This is a genomic window from Synechococcus sp. BA-120 BA3 (assembly GCF_034931285.1).
Lineage (GTDB): Bacteria > Cyanobacteriota > Cyanobacteriia > PCC-6307 > Cyanobiaceae > Cyanobium.
Genome location: NZ_JAYGHZ010000294.1, coordinates 1 through 11,144, shown reverse-complemented (window position 1 = coordinate 11,144; position 11,144 = coordinate 1). Strand labels below are relative to the sequence as shown.

The following is an 11,144-nucleotide window of genomic DNA, read 5'->3' as shown; positions in this document are numbered from 1 at the left end:
TGGCCCTCAACCTGCGGGCCTACGACTTCGTGAGCCAGGAGATCCGCGCGGCGGAGGATCCTGAATTCGAGACGTTCTACACCAAGAACATCCTGCTCAACGAAGGTCTGCGTGCCTGGATGGCCCCTGCGGACCAGCCGCACGAAAACTTCATCTTCCCTGAAGAGGTTCTGCCCCGTGGAAACGCCCTTTAATTCCGGTCTCATTTCGGTCGGGGGCAAGGACCTCGACTCCACCGGCTACGCCTGGTGGGCGGGCAATGCCCGTCTGATCAATCTCTCCGGCCGTCTCCTTGGTGCCCACGTGGCCCATGCGGGTCTGATGGTCTTCTGGGCCGGCGCCATGATGCTGTTCGAGGTGAGTCACTTCACTTTCGACAAGCCCATGTACGAACAGGGCCTGATCCTGTTCCCCCACGTCGCCACCCTCGGCTACGGCGTTGGCCCCGGCGGTGAGGTCACCGACCTCTATCCGTTCTTCGTGGTGGGTGTGCTGCACCTGATCAGTTCCGCCGTCCTCGGCCTCGGCGGCCTGTACCACGCCCTGCGCGGCCCTGAGATCCTGGAGAACTACTCCGCGTTCTTCTCCCAGGACTGGCGCGACAAGAACCAGATGACCAACATCATCGGCTACCACCTCATCCTTCTCGGTGTGGGTGCCCTGCTGCTGGTGTTCAAGGCCATGTTCTTCGGTGGCGTCTACGACACCTGGGCCCCCGGTGGCGGTGATGTGCGCCTGATCAGCAACCCCACCCTCAGCCCCGGGGTGATCTTCGGTTACCTCACCCGGGCTCCTTTTGGTGGCGAGGGCTGGATCATCGGTGTGGACTCCATGGAGGACATCATCGGTGGCCACATCTGGATCGGTCTGATCTGCATCTTCGGTGGCATCTGGCACGTCATCACCAAGCCCTTCGGCTGGGTGCGTCGCGCCTTCATCTGGAATGGTGAGGCCTACCTGAGCTACAGCCTCGGCGCCCTGAGCTTCATGAGCTTCATCGCCTCGGCCTACATCTGGTTCAACAACACCGCCTACCCCTCGGAGTTCTACGGCCCCACCAACGCCGAAGCCTCCCAGGCCCAGAGCTTCACCTTCCTGGTCCGCGACCAGCGCATGGGCGCCAACATCGGTTCCGCCATGGGCCCCACCGGCCTGGGCAAATACCTGATGCGCTCCCCCACTGGCGAGATCATCTTCGGTGGCGAAACGATGCGCTTCTGGGACTTCCGCGGTCCCTGGCTGGAGCCGCTGCGCGGCCCCAACGGTCTGAGCCTCGACAAGCTCCAGAACGACATCCAGCCCTGGCAGGTGCGTCGGGCTGCTGAGTACATGACCCACGCCCCCAACGCCTCCCTCAACTCCGTGGGTGGCATCATCACCGAGCCCAACTCGGTGAACTTCGTGAACATCCGACAGTGGCTGGCGTCCACCCAGTTCGTGCTGGCCTTCTTCTTCCTGGTTGGCCACCTCTGGCATGCGGGCCGGGCCCGCGCCGCCGCCGCCGGTTTCGAGAAGGGCATCGACCGTCAGGCCGAGCCCACCCTGGCCATGCCGGACCTCGACTGATGGCACCCCGGGATCCGCACTCCGGATCCCTTTCCATCACCCCTTGCCTCCGCCCCCGGGCGGGGGCTTTTTTCTGCGGGGGCGTTTTGGAGCGGGGGCTTACTGCTGCAGCTGTTTTGCTGCCGTATCTTGAGTTCCGCCGCAGCCGTTGGCCGATCCGATGGGTGATCCTTCCCCTGCGGACGGTGCGAGCCTCTGGCGGAAGCTGGGCGGCAAGGTCCGGCGATCGCCGCGCACCCTCGGGGTGCTGCTGGCCCCCCGGATCCGGCGCCGCACCCAGGCCATCGAGCGGCAACTCAACCGGCGCCGGTTTTCAGCGACCCGTCGCGCCCTGCAACGGCGGAACCCGGACGGGACCGGCCTGGTGCTCAACACGCGGCTGGTGGAGCCCACGATCCCCTCCATCGCCCACTGGGCCGACTGGAGCCTGACCCGCCATGGCTTCTTCGGCGACCTGCGCACCCAGCCCCGGCTCCTGTTCGTCAAGGCGGTGCCGGAGTGTTTAGAGCAATTTCTGGAGTGCTATCTCCCCCGGATCGCGGCGACGACCCGCTTCGTTCTGATCACGGGCGATGCCGACACCACCCTGCCCCGGCAGGTGGATCAGCGCTTCCCCGATTACATCGCCTCCGGGCTGGAGCAACGGCTGCTGCGCCTCCCGGACGACCCCCGACTGCTGCACTGGTACGCGGAGAATCTGGACACCCCGCTGCACGGCGTCACCCCGATACCGCTGGGCTGCATCAACAGTGACGGCCATGGCCTCTTCCGGCAGACCCTGGCCGAGGACGCTCCGGTCGCCATCCGGGAGCGGCCCCTGAAGGCCTTCTGCGCCCATTACGTCCGAAAGGGTCCCCAATGGGAGAACCGGCGGGCGATGATGCGGCTCGCCACCGGCGACTGGAGCGCGTTCGTCGAGGTGCACGAGCAGATTCCCTACGACGATTTCTTCCCGACCCTCCAGCGCTATCCCTTCGTGATCTGCGCCGGCGGCGGCGGCCTCGATCCCTGCCCGAAGGCGTTCACGGCCCTGCTGGCCGGCGCGATCCCGATCATCGAGCGCAACCCCACCACCGCGGCCTACGGCGATCTGCCGGTGGCCTATGTCGACCGCTGGGACAGCCACAGCCTCTCCCCCGCCCGGCTGGAGGCCTGGCGGGACGCCCTGCACCCCCGGTTCGAGGATCCGGCCCAGCGCCGCGGCGTGCTGGAGAGGATGTCGATGGCCCACTGGCTGCGGCGGATCGGCGCCCATCATCCGGGCGCCTGAGCCAGAACTGCGTCGCCCAGCCAGCGGCGCAGCAGGGGCAGGCTGAGGCCGATCACGTTGCTGAAGCAGCCCTCCAACCGCTCCACCACCAGGCCGCCGCGGCCCTCGAGGGCGAAGCCGCCGGCGCAGGCCAGAGGCTCACCGCTGGCCACATAGGCCTGGATCGCCGCCTCGCCGAGGGGCGCAAAGTGCACCCGCGTGGTCACGACCGCCTGCAGGGGCTCCTCCGGTGCGTCGGGGGCGGGGGACCTCAACAGGCCATGGCCCGTGAGCAGGTCCCCCCAGCCGCCGGCCATGCGCCGCCAGCGGGCCACCGCCTCAGCGGCGTCCCGGGGCTTGCCCCAGGCCTCCCCTGCCACCACCAGCAGGGAGTCGCAGCCCAGCACCCCATACGACGGCCAGGCTGCCTCTGAAGCGAGCCTGGCGGCCACCGCCCGGGCCTTGGCCAGCGCCAGCGCCTGCACCAGCCGTCGGGGATCGGCCTCCCGGATCCCGTCCTCATCCACCCCGCCCACCTGGGTGCGGTGGGGGATGCCGGCCTGCTCCAGCAGGCGGCGCCGGGCCGGGGAAGCGGAAGCCAGCAGCAGCAAGGGGGGTCTCCGGGCAGGTCTCCAGCCTGCCCGTCGATTGGGGAGAATGGGGCGATGGCACAGGCCGACACCGAGTCCCGTTCGCTGGCACGGGCCGCCCTCTCCCTCCGCTGCCTCCCCTTCCGCCGCCGGTTCTATGAGGCCGTGGGGAAGGAGCCCCTGAGCAGCACGGAACTGGCCGGCCGCGCCGAGGTCCCTGCCCCGTACACCTTCCATCCCCTCAGCAGCGACCGGACCGAGGACCATTTCCTCTGGCTGATCCGGCTGGGGGTGTTGCGGCGGGAAGTCGATGGCCAGGGGCTCACCGAGCGGGTGCGGCTGACGCCGATGGGCCGGCAGCTGCTGCGGCGCTGGCCCGGTGAGATCCCGCGGGCGGGACGGCGGGAGCGGATCCTGGAGGCGCTGCGCCGCCACCGCCCCCGCCTTTGAACCACCCCCACCCCGCCTCCCTGCGGCCGCTGATGGTGCTGGGCACCAGCAGCGGCGCCGGCAAATCGCTGATGACCGCCGCCCTCTGCCGCGTGCTGCGGCGCCGGGGGGAGCAGCCCCTGCCCTTCAAGGGGCAGAACATGAGCCTCAACGCCTGGGTCGACCAGCAGGGCGGGGAGATGGCCTACTCCCAGGCCCTGCAGGCCTGGGCCGCGGGACTGGAGCCACGGGTGGCGATGAACCCGGTGCTGCTCAAGCCCCGGGGCGACAGCACCAGTGAGGTGATCCACCTGGGTCGCTCGGTGGGCACGGCCCGGGCGGAGCACTACTACCGCGACTGGTTCCGGCCCGGCTGGGCGGCGATCCGAAGCGGTCTGGCGGAGCTGCAGGCCGCCCACCCCGGCGGCCGGCTGGTGCTGGAGGGGGCCGGCAGCCCGGTGGAGGTGAATCTGCAGGCCCGGGACCTCACCAACCTGCGGCTGGCCCAGTACCTGCGGGCCCGCTGCCTGCTGGTGGCGGACATCGAGCGGGGCGGCGTCTTCGCCCAGATCGTCGGCACCCTGGCCCTGCTGCGGCCGGTGGAGCGGCCCCTGATCGGCGGGCTGCTGATCAACCGCTTCCGCGGCCGCCGCTCCCTGTTCGATGCCGGCCGCGAGTGGCTGGAGCAGCAGACCGGGGTGCCCGTGCTGGGGGTGATGCCCTGGCTCGACGAGCTGTTTCCCCCCGAGGACTCCCTCGACCTGCTGGAGCGGGGCAGCCGCAAACCCCGCGCCGAGCTCAGCCTGGTCGTGCTGCGCCCACCCTCCCTGAGCAACTTCTCCGACCTCGACCCGCTCGAGGCCGAGCCCAGCGTGCGGCTGCGCTGGCAGCGGCCGGGGGAGCCCCTGGAGCAGCCCGATGCCGTGATCCTCCCCGGCAGCAAACAGACCCTGCGGGATCTGGCGGCGCTGCGCAGCAGCGGCATGGCGGAGCAGCTGCGGGCCTATGTGGCCCGGGGGGGACAGGTGTTCGCCCTCTGCGGCGGCCTGCAGATGCTGGGCGCGGAGCTGCACGACCCCGACGGGCTGGAAGGGGGCCGGCCCGGGGCACGGGTGGGCGGGCTGGACCTGCTGCCCCTGCGCACGGTCTTCCAGGGGGACAAGGCGCTGCGGCAACGGCAGAGCCGGGCCCTCTGGCCCCCCGGCCCGGGCGACCACCCGCTGGTGGAGGGCTTCGAGCTCCACCATGGCCGCAGCGAGCGGATCGATCCGGAGGGCTGCGCACCCCTGGCGGAGGACGGGGCCCTGGGCTGGTGGACGGAGTCCGGCGACCAGGGGGGTCTGGTCGCCGGCACCTACCTGCACGGCATCTTCGAGAACGGCCCCTGGCGGCGCCGCTGGCTCAACCAGCTGCGGCGGCGACGCCAGCTTCCGCCCCTGGAGGAGAACCAGCCGCACCACGGCCGCCAGCGGGACGCCCTGCTCGATCGCCTGGCGGACGCCTTCGAGGCCCACATCGACCTGGGGCCCCTGCTGGCCCCGGGTCCTCTGCCCCGCACGCCAAGTCCCTGAACGGCCGGCAGCCCCTAGATTTCCGCCAGCGCGGCTCTCCCCCCATCGCCATCCCCCGCCCTGCCCTCACCATCGCGTGGCCGGACGGACGCACCACGATGGCCATCCCCGGCCAGGACTGGCTGGAGGCCGCCCGCCAGGCAGGGGTGCTGATCCCCACCGGCTGCCTTGGGGGCAGCTGCGGCGCCTGCGAGATCGAGGTGAACGGACGGGTGGTGCGGGCCTGTGTGGCCACCGTGCCCTCCAGTGCGAGCGGCCGGCTGACCGTCAGCCTGGCCAGTGACCCCCACTGGTAGGTCGTGTGAGTTCCCCCCCCCGGTTCCACATCCTCTCGATCGATTTCCAGGATCTCGACGTGATCTGGAACGTGCGCCTGTTCTATCGGGCCGCGGGCTATGGGTTCGTGCCTGGCGGCGTCGATCCGGATCTCGACCTGCTGGTGATCCTGCGCGGTGATCCGGGCCTGGCCCATCAGGAGCACCGGGGGATTGTGCATGTCTACGACTACGTCAAGGAGCTCCAGGTGGACTGGCCCGAGCGTTTCCCCCGGGCCCGTGAGATCCGTCTCATCTCCCTGTTCCGCCCGGACCCCCTGCCCGAGGGCGTGCGCTGGGTGCCGGGGTACCTGCCGGTGGTTCCCGAGTTCTGGCAGCGGAGCCCCTTCCGCAAGCGGGCCGGCCGGCCGCTGCACATCGCCAATTTCAAACCGATGGGCGACGACCCCTACCAGCAGGATCTGGCCCGGCTGGCCCGCCGGGGCCTGGTTCAGGTGTTCGGCGGGCGTTGGGACCGGCTGGGCCTGGCCACCCACGGCCTCAGCTACCTGGAGGCGAATCGCCGGCTGGCGGCCGCCTGGTGCTGCTACGGCCTGATGTACCCCTACCAGCGGGGCACCACCCTCTCCGGCCGCATGTGGCAGGCCCCCCTGCACGGATGCCTGGTGATCAGCGAACAGGGCACCAACCCCCTGGGACTGCCCGGGGTCCTCGAAGTGGAGCGCTTCTCCGCGGAGACGCTGCTGAGCGTGGGCTCGATCCGGGAGTGCTGGCAGATCAGACAGGAGGCCACCCGGTACTGGCGCGAGGCCACCGAGCGGCTGGCCCTGCAGCTGGATCTGCCGGTCTACCGGGGTCCCTCGGCCGCGCAGCTGGCCGACTGCGGCCGGGAGCGGATGGCCCAGCATCTGCGGGTGGTCTGGGGACGGCACCTGGGGCGACTGGCGCGGTGGCTGACGCCGCCGCCGGTCAGCTGCTGGTGGCGGCGGCGGCAGCGGACCCTGCAGGGGCTGGGAAGGCGCCTGCAGGGGGCCACCGGGCCAGGCGGACAGACAGCGAACCGCTGAGATGCCGCCTCTGCCAGAACGATGCGGCGTCATCGTCGAATCGAAACCACCAGACCTTCGATGTCAGCGGGCAGGGGCTACGATGAACCAACGCAAGACGTTTTTGTAGGAATCTAGATGGCGCTGCCAACAGCCCTGAAGCGTGCCGTTCCCAAGAACGTGCAATCGGCAGTCAAGCGTTTTCTGTGGCCTGAATACTCCCCTGTACCCCCGGGTCAGAAGGTCATTGAATTCTGGGTGGATGTGGTGAGTGGCTGCAATCTCCGTTGCACGGCCTGTCCCGTCGGCATGCCCGAGTACACCAACAGCATCGGCCAGAAGCTGACGGAGATGCCGATTGAGCTGTTCGAGAAAATCTGCCTCAAGGCCAAGGCCGACACCAATGGCAACTGCCGCTTCGGCCTGTACAACTGGACCGAACCCACGCTGCATTCGAAGCTTCATGAACTGATCGCCTGCGCCGAGAGCCATGGCGTTCCCTGCGGCATCTCCTCCAACCTCAATTACGACTACGACTGGTCCCTGCTCAAGCCTCTGCGCCTCTGGAACTTCACGATCACGGTGTCGGGGTTCACCCAGCGCACCTACCAGATCAACCACAAAGGCGGCCGGATCGAACCGGTGCTCGCCAACCTGATCCGCATCTCGGAAACCCTCGGCGACTGGGAATGCTTCAAGAACATCGATGTGCGCTATCTGGTTCACAAGCAGAACCTGCATGAGGTGCATCTGTTCAAGCACTTCTGCGACAAGCTGGGGATGAAGTTCACCCCCTACCACGCCTATTACATGCCCATCGACAAGATGTTCGACGGGCTCGAAACAATTCCCCCGGAACTGGAGTACATCTACTATAGCCCCCAGCTGGTGCAGCAGGCCATCGGCAATCACCGCTCACAGAACTGCTTCATGCGCGAGTCCCAGGTGTGCCTCGACCACGAAGGCAACTTCTCGGTCTGCTGCGTGCAGTCCCCCTCCGCCCCATCGATCGCCAACTACCTGGACACCCCCTACCAGGTGATGCAGGCGAAGCGCTATGGCAGCGAACTCTGCAGGAAGTGCACCAGCAGCGGCATCAACATCTTCGCCACCTACGGCATGCAGGAGCCGCCGGAGATCCAGCAATCGATCGAAGATCTTCTGCCCGTGGATCTGAACGATTTTCGCTGATCCGTGACCTCCATTGACTCAGGCTCACGCCTCCGCACGGTGTCGGACCCCCCTGCCAAGGCGGACGCCCCTGCCTACGACTATCTGATCGTCGGCTGCGGGCTGTTCGGCGCCACCTTTGCACGCCTCGCCACCGATGCCGGCAAGCGTTGTCTCATCGTCGAGCGCCGCCCTCACATCGGCGGCAACTGTTATACGGAGAAACTGGAAGGCATCAACGTCCATCGTTACGGCGCCCATATCTTTCACACCAGCAACAAGGCCGTCTGGGCCTTCGTCAACAGGTTCGCCGAATTCAATAACTACATCAATTCGCCCAAGGCCATCTCCGGAGACAAGCTCTATTCGCTGCCCTTCAACATGAATACCTTCTACGAGCTCTGGCAGACGCGAACACCGGAGCAAGCCCGCCAGAAGATCGCCTCGCAGCGCTTCAGCGGCGAACCCACCAACCTGGAGGAGCAGGCCCTGTCGCTGGTGGGGAAGGACATCTACGAGACCCTGATCCGCGACTACACCCGCAAACAGTGGGGCAAGGACCCCCGTGAACTCCCCGCCTTCATCATCAAACGGCTGCCGCTGCGTTTCACCTACGACAACAACTATTTCTCCGACCGTTACCAGGGCATTCCGATCGGGGGGTACACGGCCCTCTTCGACGCCTTGCTGGAGGGCATCGAGGTCCGCCTCAACGTCGATTACTTCGCCGACCGCACCGCTTTGGGGCGCCTGGCCCACAAGGTGGTCTACACCGGCTGCATCGACCAGTACTTCGACTACGCGCTGGGGCGGCTGGAGTACCGCTCGCTGGAGTTCGACAACGCCGTGGTGGAGACCGACAACTTCCAGGGCAATGCCGTGATCAACTACTGCGATACCCGCGAGTCCTTCACCCGCATCATCGAGCACAAGCACTTTGAAGGCTCAAACTCCCCGGTCACCGTGATCACCAGGGAGTTCCCCCGGCCCTGCAGCGGTGACGCCATCCCCTACTACCCGGTCAACGATGCCCACAACCAGGGGCTGTACCGGCGCTACCAGGAGCTCGCCCAGGCCACGGAGAACGTGATCTTCGGGGGCCGTCTCTCCGAATACAAGTACATGGACATGCACGTGGTGATCGAATCGGCGATGAACCGGTTCCGCAGCGAGAGCCGTCAGGCGTCGGCCTGAATCAGCCCGCCACCGAGCAGCACCTCACCGCTGTAGGCCACCGCCGCCTGCCCAGGGGCCACCGAAAACTGGGGCTCGGCGAAGTCGAGCCTGGCCCGGTGGGGCCGGCCGGCGGCGTGGTCGGCGTCCGTTTCGGGCAGGGGCGTCAGCAGGGCCCGCTCCGGCAGGCTGCGGTAGCGCACCTGCACCTCCACCTCGATCGGCCCGCTGGGCGGCGCGATCGACACCCAGTTGATGGCGCCCACCACACAGGACTGGCGGGTCGCCTCCCGCCGGGGGGCCACCACCACCCGGTTCATGGCCCCATCCAGCCGCACCACATGGAGGGGTTCGCTCCAGGCCACCCCCAGCCCCTTGCGCTGGCCGATGGTGAAGTGCTCGATCCCGTCGTGCTGCCCGAGCACCGTGCCATCCGCCAGCACGATCTCACCCTGGCGGGGCGCCAGGTAGGCATCCAGAAAGGCCCGCATCGACCCATGGTGGTCGGCGAGGCAGAGGTCCTGGCTTTCGGGCTTGGCGGCGGTGCGCAGGCCGAGGCGGGCGGCCTCGGCGCGGGTGGCCTCCTTGGTCAGTTCACCGAGGGGGAAGACCAGCCGGCCCAGCACCGACTGGGGCAGGTCGTAGAGGAAGTAGCTCTGGTCCTTGTGGGAATCCAGGCCCCGCAGCAGCTGGTGGCGGCCATCGTGCCGCAGCCGGGCGTAGTGGCCCGTGGCCAGGCGGCCGATGCCGCGCTCCACCCCGGCCCACGCCAGCATCGGGCCGAACTTCACCGCCCGGTTGCAGCGGGAGCAGGGCAGGGGGGTGAGGCCGTCGCCGTACCCCTCCACCAGGAAATCGACGATCTGCTCCTGGAACCGGGCCCGGGAATCGACCACATGGTGGGGAACCCCCAGCTGGTCGCAGATGCCGGCCGCATCCACCAGGCCCTCGGCGCAACAGGCGCCCTTGCCGCTCATCAGCCACAGGGTGAGGCCTTCCACCTCCCAGCCGGCCGCCACCAGCAGGGCCGCGGTCAGGGAGCTGTCGACGCCGCCGGATAGGCCCACCGCCACCCGCCGCTCACCGGGCCAGTCCCCAAGCCGTTCCAGCACCCCGGGGATGGCGCGCACGGCGGCATGATCGTCGCAGCGTTCCAGCTTGACCCTGAGGCCATAGGCGGTCAGCAGGCGCGCGCTGACCCGCGTGTCCTCGGCCAGCACCAGATCGGCCGCCGCCAGCACATCCAGCGCCCGCAGCGTCATGTCGCGCAGATTGCCGATGGGCGTCGCCACGACATACAGGCCAGGGTCGACCCGGCGCGGCGGCGGGGCGGTTCCGGACCACAGGCGGGAAGCATCGGTGTCAGTCATCGATCAACCGTGCCAGCACCAGGCGCGCCCCTCAAGCACAGATCAGGTCAGCAGTGCTTTCAGCACGGCGTCCAGAACCGGACGGCCCTGCGCGGTGGCCGCCACCCGCCCGCCTGACAGGGTCAGGAAACCGTCCTCAATCAAATCCGCCAGCGGACCGGCCGCCGGCCCTATCCGCAAGCCGGCCAACACGGTCAGCGGCACGCCCTCATCCGTGCGCAGGCCCAGCAGCACCTTTTCCTCGGCGGCCTCGACCGGCGACAGGGCCGTCTGTTCGGCCCACGGCGTCCCCGCCCCGACCCCGGCGACATAGTCCGTCACGCCCCGGTGCGCGACGGTCGCCGTACGCACGCCGTCCAGCGTCATCCGTCCGTGCGCGCCCGGACCGACGCCCAGATAGTCACCGCCCCGCCAGACATGCAGATTGTGAACCGACCGCGCCGCCACGCCGCGCGCATGGTTCGACACCTCATAAGCCTCGAACCCCGCCTGCCCCAGCACCGTCTGGGTCACCTCATAGAGGTCGGCGGCCAGATCCTCGTCGGGCGGCGTCCAGACCCCCCGCGCCACCGCCCGACCAAAGGCGGTGCCGGACTCAATGGTCAGCTGGTAGGGCGAGATGTGCTCAAAGCCGCTCTCCAGCGCCCAGAGCAGTTCGCCGGTCCAGTCGCTGACGGTCTGGCCGGGCCGGGCATAGATCAGATC

10 protein-coding genes and 2 pseudogenes are annotated in these 11,144 nt (G+C 68.4%); 9 read left to right on the top strand and 3 right to left on the bottom strand.

Annotated elements, in window-relative coordinates; genetic code table 11:
* The 3 genes and pseudogenes from VB737_RS12055 to VB737_RS12045 all read left to right on the top strand — a co-directional run.
* Positions 1-194, top strand: a pseudogene (locus tag VB737_RS12055) (photosystem II D2 protein (photosystem q(a) protein)); the annotation flags it as partial.
* Positions 178-1,566, top strand: coding sequence for a photosystem II reaction center protein CP43 (gene psbC, locus VB737_RS12050; protein ID WP_015108803.1), 1,389 nt, complete (start codon positions 178-180; stop codon positions 1,564-1,566). The pseudogene VB737_RS12055 and the gene psbC, both read left to right, overlap by 17 nt.
* Positions 1,567-1,726: 160 nt before the next feature.
* On the top strand, positions 1,727-2,836 hold the full coding sequence (locus VB737_RS12045) for a hypothetical protein (protein WP_500313252.1): 1,110 nt from the start codon (positions 1,727-1,729) through the stop codon (positions 2,834-2,836).
* Here the strand turns inward: VB737_RS12045 and VB737_RS12040 are convergent.
* Positions 2,821-3,426 (bottom strand): nucleoside triphosphate pyrophosphatase, encoded by a 606-nt coding sequence (locus tag VB737_RS12040; RefSeq protein WP_500313250.1) that lies wholly within the window; start codon positions 3,424-3,426, stop codon positions 2,821-2,823. The two genes, VB737_RS12045 and VB737_RS12040, sit on opposite strands and share 16 nt — an antisense overlap.
* A 54-nt stretch (positions 3,427-3,480) precedes the next feature.
* On the opposite strand from VB737_RS12040, the gene VB737_RS12035 reads away from it, so the two are divergent.
* The 6 genes from VB737_RS12035 (at position 3,481) to glf (ending at position 9,090) form a co-directional block, all read left to right on the top strand.
* Positions 3,481-3,855: an Npun_F0494 family protein gene (locus tag VB737_RS12035; protein WP_500313248.1), complete on the top strand. Its 375-nt coding sequence runs from the start codon at positions 3,481-3,483 to the stop codon at positions 3,853-3,855.
* Between the two features lie 32 nt (positions 3,856-3,887).
* On the top strand, positions 3,888-5,405 hold the full coding sequence (locus VB737_RS12030; RefSeq protein ID WP_500313256.1) for a cobyric acid synthase: 1,518 nt from the start codon (positions 3,888-3,890) through the stop codon (positions 5,403-5,405).
* Positions 5,406-5,476: 71 nt separating this feature from the next.
* Complete coding sequence (locus VB737_RS12025) at positions 5,477-5,701, top strand: 2Fe-2S iron-sulfur cluster binding domain-containing protein (protein ID WP_500313254.1); 225 nt, start codon at positions 5,477-5,479, stop codon at positions 5,699-5,701.
* 5 nt (positions 5,702-5,706) lie between these two features.
* A complete protein-coding gene (locus VB737_RS12020) occupies positions 5,707-6,747 on the top strand; it encodes a hypothetical protein (protein ID WP_500313246.1) in 1,041 nt (346 codons plus the stop codon).
* Positions 6,748-6,864: 117 nt separating this feature from the next.
* Positions 6,865-7,917 carry a radical SAM protein gene (locus tag VB737_RS12015; RefSeq protein WP_500313244.1) on the top strand — a complete coding sequence of 351 codons (1,053 nt, stop codon included), beginning with the start codon at positions 6,865-6,867 and terminating at the stop codon, positions 7,915-7,917.
* A 39-nt stretch (positions 7,918-7,956) separates the two neighbouring features.
* Positions 7,957-9,090 carry a UDP-galactopyranose mutase gene (glf, locus tag VB737_RS12010; RefSeq protein ID WP_500313243.1) on the top strand — a complete coding sequence of 378 codons (1,134 nt, stop codon included), beginning with the start codon at positions 7,957-7,959 and terminating at the stop codon, positions 9,088-9,090.
* On the opposite strand, the gene mnmA is transcribed toward glf, so the two are convergent.
* The gene (gene mnmA / locus VB737_RS12005; protein WP_500313241.1) at positions 9,075-10,439 is read right to left on the bottom strand and encodes a tRNA 2-thiouridine(34) synthase MnmA; all 1,365 of its coding nucleotides are present in this window, start codon (positions 10,437-10,439) and stop codon (positions 9,075-9,077) included. The two genes, glf and mnmA, sit on opposite strands and share 16 nt — an antisense overlap.
* Before the next feature lie 42 nt (positions 10,440-10,481).
* Positions 10,482-11,144 (bottom strand): annotated as a pseudogene (locus VB737_RS12000) (hypothetical protein); the annotation flags it as partial.

What these genes read in the sequence shown, in the direction of transcription:
- VB737_RS12035 (WP_500313248.1), top strand. Translation starts at nt 3,481, where the DNA reads ATGGCACAGGCCGACACCGAGTCCCGTTCGCTGGCACGGGCCGCCCTC.
- mnmA (WP_500313241.1), bottom strand. Translation starts at nt 10,439, where the DNA reads ATGACTGACACCGATGCTTCCCGCCTGTGGTCCGGAACCGCCCCGCCG.
- VB737_RS12015 (WP_500313244.1), top strand. Translation starts at nt 6,865, where the DNA reads ATGGCGCTGCCAACAGCCCTGAAGCGTGCCGTTCCCAAGAACGTGCAA.
- VB737_RS12030 (WP_500313256.1), top strand. Translation starts at nt 3,888, where the DNA reads ATGGTGCTGGGCACCAGCAGCGGCGCCGGCAAATCGCTGATGACCGCC.
- VB737_RS12045 (WP_500313252.1), top strand. Translation starts at nt 1,727, where the DNA reads ATGGGTGATCCTTCCCCTGCGGACGGTGCGAGCCTCTGGCGGAAGCTG.